The sequence below is a fragment of the Roseobacter sp. genome, from assembly GCF_024639605.1.
Classification (GTDB): Bacteria; Pseudomonadota; Alphaproteobacteria; order Rhodobacterales; family Rhodobacteraceae; genus Roseobacter.
On the sequence record NZ_JAHEHZ010000033.1, the window covers coordinates 1 to 16,629 of the forward strand.

Below are 16,629 nucleotides of genomic sequence, written 5' to 3' on the forward strand. Positions count from 1 at the left end.
CCACCGGATAATTCCCGATGTCCTGGGTGCGCTGTTCGGTCTGCAGGCCCGGATCGCCCTTGAGCATCAGATTGATCCTTTCGGCACCCACGGTGATCTCCGCCACGCGCAGCCCGTCGTTAAAGGCATCAACGGTGGTCGCCAGATCGGAACTGCTGAGCCCGGCATCGGCAAGGCGCAGCCGGTCGGGCACCAGCCGGACTTCTGGCGCGCCAAGCTCCAGGCCCGGAATAGGACGGAACTGGTGCCCCTCTGACCGCGGCAGAAGGCCCGAGATGATGCCCGCCGCCTGGCCTGCGACGCCGAGGATCTCGTCGAGATCCTGACCGGATATGTTGAGCTCAATCGTACGCCCGCCGCCCACGCCACGGCCAAAAAGCGACGGCTGCGTCATAAATCCGAAGGTGCCGGGTTCGGCGAAAATCGGGCCTGAAAGGACCGGGATGAGTTCACTCGCGCGGCTGCCATCGACGGCAGCTGCGCCCACAAAGCTTGCGCCCGGACGGGCAACAAAAAAGAAGTTCTCAATTGTCGGTGTGCCGTCGGCGGTCTCGGTCTCGGGGGCGGCTTCCCAGAGCGGGCGGGCGACCGCCTCGATGCGTTGCGCGATGGTTTCCGTGGTGTCGAGATTGTACCCCGGCGGCGGAATAATCAGACCGAAAACGAGGTTGCGGTTGCCCTCGGGCAGGTACTCGAGGCGCGGCAGAAAGGCGATGCTGGCCACGCCCGCGCCCCCCGCAATCAGAACGACCATCATCAGGCCGATGGCCCGGAACCGCACGGTCAGACGCACATAGGCCATCACAAGGCCATGAAAGGCTCCGGCCAGGTGATCCAGCCCCCAGATCCGCATGGTGTTCTGTGTGCCGCTTTTCAAAAGGCGGCTCGCCAGAGCCGGGATCACCGTGACGGCGACCACCAGCGACAGCAGTACCGAGACCGAAATGGCCACCGCGATGTCGCGGAAAAGCTGTCCGGCTTCAAGCTGCATGATCAGAATGGGCACAAAGACCAGCACGGTTGTCAGCGCCGAAACAAGGATCGCGCCCCAGACCTGGCGCGCGCCGATATAGGCCGCCTCGCGCCGCGATTTGCCCTGTTCGCGCAGCCGGTAGATGTTTTCCAGCACAACTATGGCGGCATCTACGATCATGCCAACAGCAAAAGCGATACCGGCCAGCGAAATGACGTTGAGCGTCCTCCCTGTGGCAGCCATCGCCACAAAGGTCGCCACGATACTGACCGGGATTGCCAGGGAGACCACGAGCGTCGCGCGCGGGCTGCGCAGGAACATCAGCAAAACCAGCGCCGCAAGCCCGCCACCGATCCAGATATTTTGTGTGACAAGCTGAATAGCACCGTTGATATAAACCGTTTCGTCGTAAACCTGGCGCATTCTGAGCCCGGCATCGGTGACCGGCCCGTCGTTGAGCTCGGTCAGAACTTCGCGCACAGCCTCCATGGTTTCGATGACGTTGGCGCCGGGTTCGCGCACGATATTAAAGGCCAGCCCGGGCTCGCCACGAAAGCGCAGACGCGCGGTCGGATCCTCAAACGCAAAGCTCACATCGGCGACATCACCCACGCGCACGCGGCCCGAGCCGCCGGCGCTGATGTCAGAGCGCAGCACGACCGACCGGATCGCTTCGACAGTGTTCAGATTGCCTTCGGCCCGCACGATATAGCGCCGCTTGCCTTCTTCGACATCGCCCGCCGACAGCGAGATGTTTTCACTGCGCAGCACGCGCACGACTTCCGGCACGGTCAGATCAAAGCGCGACAGACGGCGAGGATCCACCACCACCTGCAATTCCTGCGTGACCCCGCCAAAGACGTTGACGGCGGAGACCCCTTCGATCCGCTCGACCCGGTCTTTGATCACATCCTCGACGAAGTCGCCGAAGGTTGCCATCACGCGGTTATTACCCTCCAGCGCCGTCAGCAACACCCATGCGATGGGGCTGTCATCAGCGCCCGAGGTATCAAGCGAGGGTTCGCCGGCCTCGTCAGGGTAATCGCCCACGCGGTCGAGGCGGTTGGAGACCAGCAGCAGTGACTGGCTCATATCGGTGCCGATGCCAAACTCGAGCGTGATCTCGGCCTGCCCGGTGCGCGCGCTGGAGGTCATGATGTCGAGCCCGTCGAGCCCGCGCAGCGCTTCTTCCTGCGGGTTGATGATCTCGCGTTCGACCTCAGAGGGTGCGGCACCGGGCCAGACAGTCTCGATCACCACAATCGGTTTGCGCACGTCCGGAGCGAGCTGGATCGGGATGCGGCTGACCGCGATGATGCCGAAAAGCACCGCCATGATCACGGCGGCGATAACAGCGACCGGGCGCTCGATGGCAAAGCGGATGATATCCATGTGGTGCTATCCCTGATCCGCGCCGCCCGCGGGCGCGATATCCTGGCCCGGGCGCAGTCGTTCATTGCCGCGGGTGACGACCACATCCCCTTCGGCGAGCCCGTCCAGCACCTCGAAACGGTCGCCAAGGGCCACACCGATCTGCACCATGCGCGGCTGAGCCTTGCCGTCTTCGCTGACGAAAACGGTCCAGCCGCCGCGCGCCTGAACCAGCGCGTCCTTGGGCACCGAGAGTACGTCGCGTGGCTTGCTGATCGGGATCGAGACCGTAAGCGACTGGCCGATGGCTGTGCCGGGCATTTCCAGCAGGCGCGGCGAGGTAAAGCGCACAGGCCGCGTGCGGGTGGACGGATCCTCGACCGGAAGCAGCACACGCACCGTCATGTCGAGCTCTTCGCCGGTTTCGGTGGTCCCTTTCACGGCAAGTCCGGTCTTCAGCACGCTGATATACCGTGCCGGCACGCTGGCTTCGACCTCCAAGGCGGAGATATCCAGCAGGGAGACAACCGGAGCGCCGGAGCTGATAAATTCGCCGGGGTTGGTGTGCACGTCCAGAACAATTCCGGTGAAGGGCGCAGTGATCCGCGCGCGCTCAAGCTGGTACCGGGTCTCGGCGAGGGCCGCCTCGGCGCTTTGCACCCGTGCTTCGGCTTCCGCAAGCTGGCCCTGTGCCTCAAAATAATTGCCCTGCGCCTCGTCAAACCGGCTGGTAGAGAAAGAGGTGGTATCGCGCAGACCTTCGATGCGGTTGAGGGCATTGAGCGCGCGTTCGGTGCGCGCCTCTGCCGTGGCGACGCCGGCACTGGCCTCTGCGCGGCGGGCCTCGGCCTGGCGGTTCAGAATGCTCAGCAGTTCGGTGTCGAGCTCGGCCAGAACCTCGCCCTGAGCCACCAGAACGCCTTCGAGTACGAGCACCCTGTCGATGGTGCCGGCTATGCGGCTGGCAATGGTGCCCTCGCGCGAGGTCACGACTTTTGCAAAGAGCGGAATGGTCTCGGCAATGCTGCGGGTCTCAACGGTTTCCACGCCGACGGCGGCGGCCCGGCCCTGTGCGAGAGCAGGTGATGCGCCTGCAGCCAGGATGAGCATTGCAGAAATGGCAAAGGCCCGGAGAGGATCGGGAAAGCGCATCATCGGTAAGCCCTTTGGGAAAAGTTGTTTCAGAGACAGTTCAGACCTAGCGTACTTCAGCTGATTTCAAAGGATATATCCGATCCGTCGCCCGGATTGTAACACAATGGCGTCAGATGACTATTGTTTCAGCTTCGCGGTCAGCTTTCCGGGGGCGCGCCGCCGGCCTGTGATTTCACAGCGACATACTCCTGCAGACGCGCCAGAGCCTCCTGATCAATCTGCGGGCCGGGGGCGTCGTGCAGGATCCTCTGCCACAGATCAGAGGCGCGCGTGGTGGTATCCACGGCACCCCGTTCCGACCAGGTGCCGTAATTCGACAGATCTCCGATCAGCGGCTCATAAAAAGCAGTCTGATAACGCTCCATGGTGTGCTGCGCGCCAAAAAAATGCCCGCCAGGCTGCACTTCGGCCAGCGCATCAAGGGCGATATCGGCGTCCTCAGCGCTGGTGCCGGCGCAAAGTTCGGCCACCATCTGCAGCACCTCAACGTCAGTGATCAGCTTTTCATAGGAGACGGTCAGCCCCCCTTCAAGCCAGCCCGCCGCGTGCAGAACGACTGTAGCCCCCGACAACAGACAGCCCCAGAGCCCGAACTGAGTTTCCTGTGCCGCCTGCACATCACTGAGGTTGGCAGCCGAGCCGGTGGCGCAGCGCCAGGGCAGCCCGGTCAGCCCGGCAAGCTGCCCGGCCACGACACTCGCGGTGAAATGCTCAGGCGTGCCAAAAGCGGGTGCGCCCGATTTCATATCCACGTTCGAGGTAAAGGTTCCATAGCAGACCGGCGCTCCGGACCGCACAAGCTGCGTCAGCGCGATGGCGGCCAGGGCTTCGGCGTGGCTCAGCGTCATAGCGCCCGCAACCGTGACCGGTGCCATCGCGCCCATCAGCGTGAAAGGAGTGACTATGCTGACCTGTCCCGCACGTGCGAAATCGATGAGCCCGCGCGCCATGGGAATATCGATCTGGCGTGGCGAATTGGTGTTTATGATCGTGTAGGAATGGCTTTCCGCACGAAATTCTTCATCCGAAAGCCCGCGAAACTCCTGCAGCATTTCAAAGCTTTGTTCGGTCTGTGGTGTGCCGCGCGCATAGATGAAAGGCACCTTGTCTGACTGTGCCATCATTGTTTCCATGGTCATATAGTGGCGCAGATGCATTGGCACGTCCTGCGGCTCGACGAGCGGCGGCATCATGTGCAGCACATCGAAATACTGGGTCAGCTTAACCAGTTCGGCAAAGTCCTGGCCCCGGCCGGGGCGCCTGCCGCGCACCAGATCTGTGACATGCGGTGCACCGGCACCGGGCTGAAACACCAGTGATCCCTGCTCAAGCAGCACATCACGGGTCCGGGCACCACCGCGCAGGGTTACCGATCTGGGTGCGCTGGCAAGGCCAGCTTCAATAATGTCACGGCCAATCCGGACCATCTCTGTGCGGTCGTCAACGTGCGCGCCGGCTTTGGCGAACAGGGCACGCGCTTCGGGCAGCAGCACTTTGAGCCCGAGGTTTTCCAGAACAGAAAGTGCGCCCTCGTGGATGGCTGAAATCCGGTCATCGGTGAAGACACGCGCTGGTGGGAAGGGGTTGCGCAGGGTGCGGTAGTTGATGTTGCGCGCAGGTGCGGGTGTGGTGCCGCCGCGCCGGGTCCTGCGGCGCCCTTTGTTTTCTGCGAGTGTCATGTGCGCATTGCCCGTCCCGCCGGGTCATAAGGCGAGGGCGCGATGACTTTGGCGTTCTTTTCCACGCCAACCACATGCACCGACAGGTCCGTACCCTCTGCGCAATGCGCCACATCCACCAGCGCCATCGCCAGCGATTTTCCTATGGTGTGGCCAAAGCCGCCCGAGGTCACGAAGCCGACCTTATCCTTGCCTGCCCAGACCGGCTCATAGCCGCTGGCATCCGCGTCGTCCGCCGCAATTTCCAGCGTCACAAGGCGTCGGGCCGGGCCGTTGCCGTTGCGTTCCGCGAGAGCCGCCGCTTTGCCGGTGAAATTCTTATCCCAGTCGATCCAGCGGTCCATGCCGGTCATGCCCGGCGTGTAGCCCTGCGTGAATTCCGCATTCCAGATGCCGAAGCTTTTTTCCAGCCGCAGGCTCAGGAGCGCGTTAAAGCCGACCTCGCGGATGCCCTGATCGGCGCCGGCCTCCAGCAGGATCCGTCGCAGCGTGGCGTGATCGCCGGTGCGGCAGTGAATTTCATAGCCAAGCTCTCCCGTGACCGAGAGCCGCCCGACTTTGCAGCGCAGCAGCCCGATATCAAAGCTGTCACACCCCATGAAGGCTAAATCGCCCACGGCTGCGTCGGTCAGCTTTTCAATCACCGCGCGCGATTTCGGACCTGAAAGAGAGAAGCCTGCGGTGTCCTCGCCGAGGTCACGGACGTGCACGCACTCGTCCATGTGATCGTCAAACCAGCGCATGTGCCAGGCGCGCAGATAGTAGCTGCCCATGATCCACCAGGTGGTTTGTCCGTCCATGCCGGGGCCCCAGTTAAACACTGTCAGATCACCCTTGAGCCGCCCGTCTTCGGCCAGCATCGGCGCCAGCCTTGCACGCCCCGGCCCGGGCAGTTTCGAGGCCATGATCCGGTCGAGCCATTTCCGCGCGCCTGGTCCGGTCACCTCAAACCGCGAGAACCCGGAGATATCGAGCAGACCGACGCCATTGCGCACCGCGTGGCATTCACCGGCGACGATCGGGAAGGCATTCGGGCGTTTGAGCGAGGGCGTCTCCTCAAAGCCCGCCTCAGCAAAATAAAGCGGCACTTCCAGGTCCCAGCTCTGTCCCCACTGACAGCCCGCCGCGGTCATATCGGCGTAAGCGCCTGGCGTTTTCAGCACCCGGCCCGCGGGCAGCTGTTCGTTGGGATAGGTCATCACGAACCGGCGGGTATAGAACTGGCCGGTGGTCTCTTTGATATACTGTTTGTTCTCTGCCCAGACGCCATAGCGCGCAATATCCATGCCATAGACGTCGGCCTCCGGCGTGCCGTGGATCATCCATTCGGCAAGGCTTTTGCCGACGCCTCCGCCCTGCAGAAAGCCGGCCATTACGGCACAGGCTGACCAGTAGCCGCGCTTGCCGCGCACCGGGCCCACCAGCGGATTGCCGTCAGGTGAGAAGGTGAAGGCACCGTTGACCCATGTTTTCACGCCAACCTCCTGCAGACAGGGATAGCGGTTGAACCCCAGGGTCAGTTCATGCTCGATCCGGTCGGGGTCTTCCTGCTGCAATTCAAAGCCGTATTCCCAGGGCGCGCCGTCCATCATCCAGTGCTGGTGATTAATCTCGTAGATGCCCAGCAATACGCCTTTCTGGTCCTGCCGCAGATAGGTGAAGCCTTCCAGATCGACAGTCATCGGAACTTCGAAGTCCAGTTCTTCAAGCTGCGGGATCGTGTCGGAGATAAGGTAGTGGTGGTTGAGCGGGCTCACCGGCAGTTCAATACCCGCCATGCGCCCTACCTGCTTGGCCCAGAGGCCGGCGGCATTGACTACGTGCTCGCAGGACACGGTGCCCTTTTCGGTGACGACCTCCCAGCCCTCCAGCGTCTGGTTGAGTTCCAGCACCCGGTTGTGCTCGATCACTTCCGCACCGCGCTTTTTCGCGGCACCGGCATAGGCATGCACGGTACCGGTCGTATCGATATAGCCTTCCCGGTCCGCCCACATACCGCCCAGAAGGCCCTCGCCCGACATGATCGGGTTGAGTGCCACGGCCTCTTCGGTGGTCACGAGGCGACAGTCTTCGATGCCGATGGACTGGAATGTGCGATAGGCCGATTGCAGCCATTCCCAGCGATCCGGCGTACCGGCCATCGTGAGCCCGCCGGTCATATGAAGCCCGATGTTCTGACCGCTTTCCGCTTCGATTTCGCTTAGCAGGTCAATGGTATAGGCCTGCAGTCCGGCGATGTTGGGGTCCGCGTTCAGTGCGTGAATGCCGCCTGCCGCGTGCCAGCTTGACCCGGCGGTCAGCACTGAGCGTTCGATGAGGCAGACATCGGTCCACCCAAGCTTTGCCAGATGATAGAGAACCGACGCCCCGACCACACCTCCCCCTATGACAACCACGCGGTAATGCGAATTCATGTCCGATCTCCTGAACAGCCAGCCGGTGGTACTGTACACAACTGTCCAGTACCACCGGGACGCTAGGCGCAAAGTCCGGGCGGCGTCAACAGATTCGCATCTCAGGGCCTCAGCGGGTGCTGAGGCTCTGCGCAAGGCGCATCAGCTGCACGGCTTCGGTACGGTACCCGAACGGGTCTTCGCCGCGGGTCGCGATGGCCGCGGCAATGGCCTCCTCCCAGCCCCAGTCGCCGGTATAGGTGGCACCGGTGAGCAGTTGCCCGACCCCGGCGATTACCGCGGCGAACCCGTTATTTCCGGGGGCGCCTGCGTCGCGTGTGATCGGCTGCTCAATGAGCCGGCTTGTGTCGCTGCCCGGTTCTTTATAGCGCAGCCGCAGGAAACCCAGCTCATCGCTCTGCGGCACATCCGCGGAGGTGGCGTACCGCAGCGGGTCGCTGAGCTGTGCCGGTGAGCCCACCGGCGTGATCTCATAAAGTGCTGTAACGCTGTGGCCCGCGCCGATCTCGCCGGCGTCCACCGCGTCGTTGTTGAAATCCTCGCGCCGCAGCGCCCGGGTTTCATAGCCGATGAGCCGGTATTCCGCGATCTGCGCTGGATTGAACTCCACCTGGATTTTAACGTCATTGGCGATCGGGAAAAGCGCGCCGGTAAGCTGGTCCACCAGCACTTTCTGCGCCTCTGCGAGCGTGTCGATATAGGCGGCCTGACCGTTCCCGTTCTGCGCCAGCGCCTGCATGGTCGCGTCGTCAAGATTGCCGCGTCCGAAGCCAAGAACCGACAGATACGTGCCGCTGTCACGTTCGCGGGAGATGTAGTCCTTCAGCGCCTCGGGGTCCGAAAGCCCGACGTTGAAATCACCGTCTGTGGCGAGGATCACGCGGCTGATCCCGCCCGCCTCAGCCATGTCGGCGGCAGTGCGGTACGCCTGCTGCAACCCGGCCTGACCTGCGGTCGAGCCGCCTGCCGAAAGGTTCTCCAACGCTTCGAGGATTGTGTCGCGCTCACTTGCGGGCGTCGGATCCAGCACCCGGCCAGCGCTGCCCGCATAGGTCACGATCGACACCTGATCCTCGGCGCGCAGCTGTCCGAGCATCAGCCGGAATGACTGCACCAGCAGCGGCAGTTTGTCCGGCTGGTTCATCGATCCCGACGTGTCAATCAGGAACACCAGATTGAGCGGCGGGCGGTCCTCCAAAGCCGGCATCGCTCCCTGAATGCCGATCTGCACCAGCTGCGTGTCCGCGTTCCATGGTGTTGGGCTGACGGTCACCGTCGGGCGGAACGGCGTTTCACCGTCCGGCGCGGGATAGTCATAGGTGAAATAATTGATCATTTCTTCGATCCGCACCGCGCGGGGGTCCGGCAAAGAGCCGCTCGTCAGAGAATCGCGGATCACCGGGTAAGACGCCGTGTCCACATCGACAGAAAAGGTCGAAACGGGCGTCTCAGCGGTGATCTGCACCGGGTTCGCGCCGGCATTTGAAAACTCTTCGCTGCTGGCTTCCGGCTGTGAGGGCGCGGGACGGTCGATGAAGGCCTCTTCCATCAGAACTGGCGCGCTGGCCTCAGGTTCAGCGAACGTCTGCAGCCCGGTTGACGGGGCGCGCAGCTGAGAGGTTTTGGCCGCGCGATCCGGGACCTGTGGCGCGGGTGGCGCAAGGCGGGCGCTGTTCTCCCGCGCGGTAGCATCATCCGCAAGACCGGCGTTTTCCGTCTCAGTCTGATCTGCGTAATCTACACCGGCAGGCACCGGGTTGCGCAGACCGGTGACCGGGGAGGGCGGCGTCATCAGATCCTCGCCCAGCGGCGTCAGAAACAGGACGCCGACAGCCACGAGGGCAGTGGTGGCGGCCAGGCCGCCGCGTGTTGTCAGTGAATTCAGCATCGTCTTTACTCCGTTCAGAAGGCCATGACCGGCCCTGGTGGAAGTAAGACGTGCCTCAACCTGCGATCCCTGGAGGTTGGCGTAGTTTTTCTGCGCAAGCGCCAGATCAGCGGCTTTTTTACCCTGGTCAGGGGCCGGCGTGGCGGCGCGCATCGCCGCTTTCAGGTCCTCGAATTCGTCGCTCATAGCGATGCCTCCTGCTCTGCCCGCAGCGCGCGCAGACGTTTTTTGGCCTCTGACACGCGCCAGCTGACGGTGCCCTCTGTGACGCCCAGAACCAGCGCCGCCTCGCGCTGGGTAACATCATCAAGCACCAGTGCCAGCGTGTCGCGCAGATCGTCGGGCAGCGCACGCATTGTGGCGGTCAGCCAGTCGATCTCTGCGGCGGTCTCCGCATTCTCTGCGCGCCGGTTTACCTCCCAGTCGCCCCATCCGTCTGCCGCCCTGGCCCGGCTTGCGGCCCGGCGGCGGCGGTCGTGGGCCGCATTTACAACCACCCGGTAAAGCCAGGTGCTGAGTTGCGACTGGCCGGCAAAGCTGCGCAGTTTTGCCGGCAGCGCGGCACAGACATCCTGGGTCAGGTCTTCTGCCTCATGCTGTGACCCGGTGAGTCGGAACGCGAGACGAAAGACGGCATCATAGCGTCGGTCCAGCAGCGCCGAAAAGGCGCGGCCGTCGCCGCCTGCCGCTGCCAGAGCGAGGTCTTCGTCGCTTGTTTCCATCCGCATCACGTACGTTTGACGCAGCATGGCGGTCAATCCCTGGCGGTGCAGGTGATTTTTTTGATGAATTTTTTCAGAAGCTGTCTTTTTCGTCGAGCCAGGCGCGGATGATCGTCCGGTGGCGCGCGCTGTCATAGCTGGGGAAATGACCGCCGTGCACGACCCGTACCGGCAGATCGTAAAGCCGCACCATAGAGCGGTAATAATCAGTCGCATCAGCATGATAGGTGTCTTCGATCAGGGGGCCGTCATAGACGACATCGCCCGAAAAGAGCGTTTGAGTGGCCGTTTCCCACAACGCAATACCGCCCGGCGAATGGCCGGGTGTGTGAATGACCTCAAAATGCCGGTCACCGAGATCGATAACATCGCCATCCTCCAGCAAACGCGTGGCCGGAGCGGATTTTACGGCATAATCCGCAGAGGCGTAGGGCAGGGGCGGCAGCCGGTCAAATATCTCGTCGGTAACGTAAGGATCCGCAAGCGTCGCGGCATTTGTCGGGTCGGCAATTATCGCAGCCTCCAGCCGGTGCACGCAGCGGTCGTCAAATTCGTGATGGCACCCGATGTGATCGAAATGCGTGTGGCTGGCGACAGCCGTGAGCGCACGTTCGGTGACCAGTGGCACCCATTCGCGCAACGACACCACGCCCATCCCGCTGTCTACCAGCATATCGCGGTCGCGCCCGCGCACATGCCAGACGTTGCAGCGGTAAAACTCCTGAATAAACGGCTCCGCGATCAGCGTGATATCATCACTTTTGCGTTCGAGGCGGTACCAGTCTTCGGGGTTTGCACGATCCATCGGTCAGTTTCCTGTGGGGAAAAGGCTGAATGCCGGGGCATCCGCCGAGAGTGTCAGCCGGCTGCCGGGTTCGGGCATCTCAGAGGGCGGCAAATGTGCGGTCAGCACCAGGTCGGGGGCTGCTTCCGGTACCACCTGAACCCGGGTGTAGGTGCCGAAAAACGCGGAGACCTTTATTTCTCCCGGACCGAAGGAGAGAGCGCCTTCGCCGCTGCGCAGGGCCTCGGGGCGGATGCACAGGACCGCATCGCCTCTTGCCGCCCGCAGACCAGGCAATGGTCCAAAGGAGGTCGTTACCACTGATCCGTCCGAGCGGGCGGGGATGTGGTTCATCTCGCCCATGAAATCCGCGGCAAAGAGGGTGGCCGGTTCGCGGTAGATGCGGGCGGGCGGGCCCTCGTCCTCAATGCGGCCGGCGTTCATCACCACGATCCGGTCGGCGATGGCCATCGCTTCTTCCTGATCGTGGGTCACATGCACAAAGGTTGTGCCAACGCGGCGCTGGATTGCTTTGAGCTCGTCCTGCATCGCGCGCCGCAGCTTAAGATCAAGCGCGCCAAGCGGCTCATCCAGCAGCAACACATCCGGTTTCACGGCCAGCGCGCGCGCCAGCGCCACCCGCTGACGCTGCCCGCCGGAAAGTGCATGGGGCCTGGTGGCGGCAGCGTGCGCCAGCCCCACCAGATCCAGCATCTCGTGGGCCACTTCATAGCGCGCGGCGCGCCCCATTCCGCCCATCCGCAGACCAAAGGCCACATTGTCGCGCAGCGACATATGCGGAAAAAGCGCGTAATCCTGAAACATCGTGGTGGTGGGGCGTTTGGCCGGGGCTACCCGGGTCATGTCGCGCCCGTCGATCAGAACCTCGCCAGCGGTGGGGTCGATGAACCCGCCCAGCACTGAGAGCAGTGTCGTCTTGCCGCAGCCCGAGGGACCGAGCAGGGTCACATACTCCCCCGCACCGATCTCCAGCGACACATCGCTGAGGGCCTGAAAATCGCCAAAGGTATGGCTGACTGATCTGATGGAGACGGGCGCGGTCATGAGCGGTTTTTTCTGAAAACGAAAATTTCGAGGATGAGCACCGCCGTAACGGAGACCAGAAAGACAAGACTGCCGATGGCATTGAGCCGTGGCGAGAGACCGGAACGCAGCATCGACCAGATCTCCACCGGCAGGGTGACGTCAAAGCGGGTGAGCAGGAAGGAGATGATGAACTCGTCCCAGCTGAGCGTGACTGACAGAAAGAACGCCGCAGCAATCGCCGGAGCCAGCATAGGAATGGTTACAAGCGTGATGACGCGGAACTCATCTGCCCCGAGGTCCCGCGCGGCGCGTTCGGCATTCTGCTGCTGCGCACCCATGGAGGCATAGATGATGGCAAAACAGAGCGGCAGATTGATCACCACATGGCCGATCCCCGCGGTCATCAGTGACAGGCCCAGACCCGTGCGCTGTATCACAATGAGCAGGCCAAGGCCGACAATCAGATAGCTTACCGTGAGCGGCGCGATCAGCAAGCCGCGTATCAGCGCCGAGCCCGGCAGCACATGGCGTGCGAGCCCGTAGGCCGCCAGAAACCCCAGCGCGCAGGCCAGGGCTGCCGAGCCTGCGGCCACCAGAAGTGAATTCCCGAGGGCGGCCATGACATCACCGTCGCTGAGGATATCCGCATACCAGCGCAGCGACGGCCCCTCGAAAGGAGGCACCGGGAGCCCGCCGTCCTGAAATGAAAACAGCACCAGCGAGGCCACCGGCAGGTAGATGAAAACGAAAGCGACGATGAGGTAAGCCCAGGGCAGCAAGCGCATCATATCCGGTCAAGCCTCAGCCAGCGTGCCGACAGGATATAAACCAGCGTCACGATTGCCATGAGGACGATCGCCAGCGCGGAGGCCAGCGGGAAGTCGGCGCGCCTTCCCAGCTGCACCATGATCACCTGTGGTACGGTCAGTTCGGTATTGCCGCCGAGGATCTGCGGGGTCACATAGTCGCCGATGCAGAGGACGAAAGTGAGAAAAGCGCCGGTGACGATGCCGGGCAGGGTCAGCGGCAGGATCACATGGCGGAAGGTCTGGAAGGCGGAAGCGCCGAGATCCATCGCGGCACGCCGGTAATTGGGCGAAAGCTGCACAAGGTTGGCGTAGATCGTCAGCGTCAGAAGCATCACGAAGAAATGCACAAATCCCGTGACCGTGGCAAAGCGGGTATTGGCCAGCGTCACCGGCTCAGAGATCAGCCCCAGAGACATCAGCGTCTGATTGACGACGCCTTCACGGGCGAGCACCAGCAACCAGGCGTAGGAGCGGACCACATAAGAAGTCCAGAACGGCAGGATAGCAAGCAGCAGCGCCAGTCGCTGCCAGCGCTGTGGCACACGAAACGCGATGATCCAGGCCAGCGGGTATGCCAGCACAACCGACACCACCGTTACCGTCAGGGTGATCTCCATCGAGACCATAACCGCTCGCCAGAGATAAGCCTTTTCGGTGAGTTCGGTATAATTGGCGAGCGAAAGGCCCCAGACGAGGGTGCGTCCTTCAAGCGTCGCAAGGCTCATCGCGCCCATCACGAGGAAGGGCACGACGAAAAACGCAAGTGTCCACAGCAGGGCAGGGGCTACAAAGCCCGCGCCCTGCAAACGTGGAGCAGGCCGGCTCACTGCTGGAGCGTGTCGAGCCAGAGGTCCTGCATCTCGATGTCGAGATCGGTGTCAGGGGCCGGGTAAAGCTGTGTGCGGGCCAGATAATCGGTCTGGCTGTCCCAGCGCAGCACGGCTTTCTGGTCATCGCTCAGGTGCTCACCGGCTTTGGCATTGGCGGGCATGCCCCAGAAACACGAGGATGTGGCAAGGCGGGCCTGGCCTTCGGGGCCGGTGATGTATTTCACAAACTCCATGGCCATATCTTTGTTTTCGCTGGCCTCCAGCACACCGATGGACTGCGCCCAGCGGACCGCACCCTCTTTCGGGATCGTCCAGGTCAGTTCAGGCTGCTCTTCGGCCAGCACGGCTGTAAGCCACTCGCCGCCGCCCACAACGATATCAACCTCGCCCGTGGCGAGCGCTGTCTGAGCGGCAACAACGCCGGCAACCGATGCGGCCTGTCCGCGCAGGGTCGAGAGCGTGCCCCCGATGGTCTCGAGCGATCCGCTGTCGATCCCGGCGGTGTCGATCCCGTTGGCAATCGCAGCAAGCCCCATGACGGGCAGATAATAGTCATAGATGCTGATCCGGCCTTTGTATTTGTCCGACCAGACAGTCGCGAGGCTTTCCATATCCGCCGGATCGACCTTTTCGGAGTTGTAGGAAATCGTGTTGTATCCGAACTTTTCGGTCACGGCATAGGTCACGCCATCGACCACATTATTGTCGGCCATAACCACCTCGGGGAAGAAATCAGCCGTGGGCAGATCTTCGGCTGGCAGCGGCGCCAGAAGGCCTGCATCCACCGCGCGAAACACATCGATGCCGTCGATCACCAGCACGTCCCAGTCTCCGGGGCGGGATTGCTCCAGCAGTGCGAGTGCAGCACCCGTACCTTCGTATTCGCGCAGGTTCACTTTGACGCCGAACTCCTCTTCAAAGGGTTCGATCAGCCCTGGATCAGTGTGGTCGCACCACACCAGTGCATTGAGTTCTCCTTCGGCGGCAGCGGCTGCTGCGCTCAGGCCGAGCACTGTGGTGCCCAGCAGAATTGTGGTCATGCGGCTCATTTATTCACTCCCGTGTTATGACTAAGGCACCGTTTTCCGGCACCGCTGTGAAAAAAGTTGAACTCATTCATAATTTCGTCAACGCTAAATCGTAAATATCCCGTCAGAGCGAAAGATCAAATGTCCGGATTGCGCGAAAAACAGAAGGCAGACCGCCAAAGCCGCATCCTCGGGGCGGCTGTTTCACAGTTTCGGGTGAGCGGATACCGGTCGGTGCGAATCGGTGATATCGCAGGCCGGGCCGGCGTTTCGGTCGGTACGGTCTATAATTATTACCAGACCAAAGGCGACATTCTGATCGCCGTGGTGGCCATGGAAGTCGAGGAAGTCCTCGAGGCCGGGGCCGCAATCGTGGCTGGTCCGCCCGAGGGAGTGCAGGTGGCGATACTGTCGCTGATATATGGCTATTACGACCACTCGCTGGAGTATCTCTCCAAGGAGATGTGGCGTTCTGCCATGGCGCTCTCGATCGAGTCCCCGGGCACTCGGTACGGCATGCTTTATCACGACCTGGACAGGCGGCTGGCAGCTCAGGTAACCGATCTGGTGGCCGCCCTGCAGACGCGGGGAGATGTCACAGGTGATCTGAATGCGCAGGCGCTGGGCGGACTGATTTTCAGCAACCTCAACCAGAACTTCATCGATTTTGTGAAAGACGATGAGATGTCGCTGACCGTGCTGAAAAACACGGTGGCCGACCAGACCGGTCCGCTGGTCCGCCTGATTTCTGCCTGACGCCGGATTGTCCTGCGCCTTGACCCGTGCAAATTAAAAAGGGGTGGCCCCCTGAAGAGACCGCCCCCGCTGGTTCCCGGTCTTTGATCAGCGCGTCAGCCGATAAAGGTTTCGGCCAGAGCCACGAAGAGCGGGATCGACAGGATCGCGACCGGTGTGCCGATGCCCGTAGAAGTGCCGACATAGGCCGAGGGATTGGCATCGGGCAAAGCACCGCGCATCGTCGGCGGTCCGGAGATGTCCGAGCTTGATGCCGCCATCACAGCGAGCAGCACGACACCACCTGCCGAGAACCCTGTCATTTCATGCGCGATCAGCCCAACGCCGAAACCGATCATGCCGTGGATGAGTGGCGCCGTCACACCATACAGAATGTAGGCATGTGCGACTTTCCGCATCTCAGAGACCCGCGCCCATGCTTCCATGCCCATGATCAGCATCAGAATTGACAGCAAGCCCCGGAAGAGCGGCTCGTAAAAGCTGCCATAGACCGACTTCGGATCGGACAGAAGGCCGAGCGCCAGACCCGCCAGCAGCGCAGAGATCGCGGGGCTGCGCAGGGTGTCGACAAGGATGTTCCTGAGCAGACCCTCTTCGATCACACCCTTGCCGGGGCCGCCCATGCTGCTGCTGCCGCCTGCGGTCATTGTGCCGCCGGCATTCACGGTCACAGAGCCTGCCGCGCGCCGTGCCGCCGACATCCGTGCCATGACAATGGCCGTTACAAGGGCGGCGATGTCCATGAAGGGGTAAAGCGCGCCGATGAAGCCTTCATAGAACATGCCGGCGTCGTCGAGAATGGCCATGCCGGCAGCCAGCGTGGAGGCTGAGACGGCGCCGAAAAGACCGACCGTGGCCAACGCATCGACTTCACTGATGCCCTTGCGCCGGGCGAGTGTCCGGCTGCCGAGCAGCACGATGGCGATCCCCACAACCGCGGCCCCGAGCGCCGGGACAAAGAGCTCCATGAAATTCGCATCGCGCACGGCGATACCGGCTCCCATACCCACCTTGAGCAGCAGCAGAATGACGATGAATTTATATACCGGTTCGGGCACTTCGAATTTGCTGCCCATCGCAGCCAGCACCATGCCGGCGATCAGAAATGCCAGTGTCGGCTTTTGCAGCTGTTCGGCAAGTGAGCTTAAAATTGTAACGACGATATCCATTTCT

The 16,629-nt window shown here is 62.2% G+C and carries 13 protein-coding genes; 1 reads left to right on the forward strand and 12 read right to left on the reverse strand.

What is annotated here, in order from left to right; translation table 11 throughout:
• From Q0M35_RS06390 to Q0M35_RS06445, 11 genes are all read right to left on the reverse strand, one after another.
• Positions 1-2,365, reverse strand: a 2,365-nt coding sequence (locus Q0M35_RS06390; RefSeq protein ID WP_295313385.1) for an efflux RND transporter permease subunit, incomplete at its 3' end; no start/stop codon positions are given.
• A gap of 6 nt (positions 2,366-2,371) precedes the next feature.
• Positions 2,372-3,499 (reverse strand): efflux RND transporter periplasmic adaptor subunit, encoded by a 1,128-nt coding sequence (locus tag Q0M35_RS06395; RefSeq protein WP_295313386.1) that lies wholly within the window; start codon positions 3,497-3,499, stop codon positions 2,372-2,374.
• A 137-nt stretch (positions 3,500-3,636) separates the two neighbouring features.
• Positions 3,637-5,178: a trimethylamine methyltransferase family protein gene (locus tag Q0M35_RS06400; RefSeq protein WP_295313387.1), complete on the reverse strand. Its 1,542-nt coding sequence runs from the start codon at positions 5,176-5,178 to the stop codon at positions 3,637-3,639.
• A complete protein-coding gene (locus Q0M35_RS06405; RefSeq protein WP_295313388.1) occupies positions 5,175-7,592 on the reverse strand; it encodes an FAD-dependent oxidoreductase in 2,418 nt (805 codons plus the stop codon). Before Q0M35_RS06405 ends, Q0M35_RS06400 begins: the two co-directional genes overlap by 4 nt.
• A 109-nt stretch (positions 7,593-7,701) precedes the next feature.
• Positions 7,702-9,666, reverse strand: coding sequence for a von Willebrand factor type A domain-containing protein (locus Q0M35_RS06410; RefSeq protein WP_295313389.1), 1,965 nt, complete (start codon positions 9,664-9,666; stop codon positions 7,702-7,704).
• Positions 9,663-10,229: an RNA polymerase sigma factor gene (locus tag Q0M35_RS06415; RefSeq protein ID WP_295313390.1), complete on the reverse strand. Its 567-nt coding sequence runs from the start codon at positions 10,227-10,229 to the stop codon at positions 9,663-9,665. The genes Q0M35_RS06410 and Q0M35_RS06415 overlap by 4 nt, the downstream gene beginning before the upstream one ends.
• Positions 10,230-10,275: 46 nt before the next feature.
• Positions 10,276-11,007, reverse strand: a complete 732-nt coding sequence (locus Q0M35_RS06420; protein WP_295313391.1) for an MBL fold metallo-hydrolase — start codon at positions 11,005-11,007, stop codon at positions 10,276-10,278.
• A 3-nt stretch (positions 11,008-11,010) separates the two neighbouring features.
• A complete protein-coding gene (locus tag Q0M35_RS18560) occupies positions 11,011-12,051 on the reverse strand; it encodes an ABC transporter ATP-binding protein (protein ID WP_366519645.1) in 1,041 nt (346 codons plus the stop codon).
• Entirely contained in the window at positions 12,048-12,821 is a 774-nt protein-coding gene (locus Q0M35_RS06435) for an ABC transporter permease (RefSeq protein WP_295313392.1), read from the reverse strand. Before Q0M35_RS06435 ends, Q0M35_RS18560 begins: the two co-directional genes overlap by 4 nt.
• The gene (locus Q0M35_RS06440; RefSeq protein WP_295313393.1) at positions 12,818-13,669 is read right to left on the reverse strand and encodes an ABC transporter permease; all 852 of its coding nucleotides are present in this window, start codon (positions 13,667-13,669) and stop codon (positions 12,818-12,820) included. Before Q0M35_RS06440 ends, Q0M35_RS06435 begins: the two co-directional genes overlap by 4 nt.
• Positions 13,666-14,721 (reverse strand): spermidine/putrescine ABC transporter substrate-binding protein, encoded by a 1,056-nt coding sequence (locus Q0M35_RS06445; RefSeq protein WP_295313394.1) that lies wholly within the window; start codon positions 14,719-14,721, stop codon positions 13,666-13,668. The genes Q0M35_RS06440 and Q0M35_RS06445 overlap by 4 nt, the downstream gene beginning before the upstream one ends.
• Before the next feature lie 120 nt (positions 14,722-14,841).
• On the opposite strand from Q0M35_RS06445, the gene Q0M35_RS06450 reads away from it, so the two are divergent.
• On the forward strand, positions 14,842-15,456 hold the full coding sequence (locus Q0M35_RS06450) for a TetR/AcrR family transcriptional regulator (RefSeq protein WP_295313395.1): 615 nt from the start codon (positions 14,842-14,844) through the stop codon (positions 15,454-15,456).
• A gap of 95 nt (positions 15,457-15,551) precedes the next feature.
• On the opposite strand, the gene Q0M35_RS06455 is transcribed toward Q0M35_RS06450, so the two are convergent.
• Entirely contained in the window at positions 15,552-16,625 is a 1,074-nt protein-coding gene (locus Q0M35_RS06455) for a sodium-dependent bicarbonate transport family permease (protein ID WP_295313396.1), read from the reverse strand.
• Between the last annotated feature and the right edge of the window lie 4 nt (positions 16,626-16,629).

What these genes read in the sequence shown, in the direction of transcription:
- Q0M35_RS06395 (WP_295313386.1), bottom strand. Translation starts at nt 3,499, where the DNA reads ATGATGCGCTTTCCCGATCCTCTCCGGGCCTTTGCCATTTCTGCAATG.
- Q0M35_RS06400 (WP_295313387.1), bottom strand. Translation starts at nt 5,178, where the DNA reads ATGACACTCGCAGAAAACAAAGGGCGCCGCAGGACCCGGCGCGGCGGC.
- Q0M35_RS06405 (WP_295313388.1), bottom strand. Translation starts at nt 7,592, where the DNA reads ATGAATTCGCATTACCGCGTGGTTGTCATAGGGGGAGGTGTGGTCGGG.
- Q0M35_RS06410 (WP_295313389.1), bottom strand. Translation starts at nt 9,666, where the DNA reads ATGAGCGACGAATTCGAGGACCTGAAAGCGGCGATGCGCGCCGCCACG.
- Q0M35_RS06415 (WP_295313390.1), bottom strand. Translation starts at nt 10,229, where the DNA reads ATGCTGCGTCAAACGTACGTGATGCGGATGGAAACAAGCGACGAAGAC.
- Q0M35_RS06420 (WP_295313391.1), bottom strand. Translation starts at nt 11,007, where the DNA reads ATGGATCGTGCAAACCCCGAAGACTGGTACCGCCTCGAACGCAAAAGT.
- Q0M35_RS18560 (WP_366519645.1), bottom strand. Translation starts at nt 12,051, where the DNA reads ATGACCGCGCCCGTCTCCATCAGATCAGTCAGCCATACCTTTGGCGAT.
- Q0M35_RS06435 (WP_295313392.1), bottom strand. Translation starts at nt 12,821, where the DNA reads ATGATGCGCTTGCTGCCCTGGGCTTACCTCATCGTCGCTTTCGTTTTC.
- Q0M35_RS06445 (WP_295313394.1), bottom strand. Translation starts at nt 14,721, where the DNA reads ATGAGCCGCATGACCACAATTCTGCTGGGCACCACAGTGCTCGGCCTG.
- Q0M35_RS06450 (WP_295313395.1), top strand. Translation starts at nt 14,842, where the DNA reads ATGTCCGGATTGCGCGAAAAACAGAAGGCAGACCGCCAAAGCCGCATC.
- Q0M35_RS06455 (WP_295313396.1), bottom strand. Translation starts at nt 16,625, where the DNA reads ATGGATATCGTCGTTACAATTTTAAGCTCACTTGCCGAACAGCTGCAA.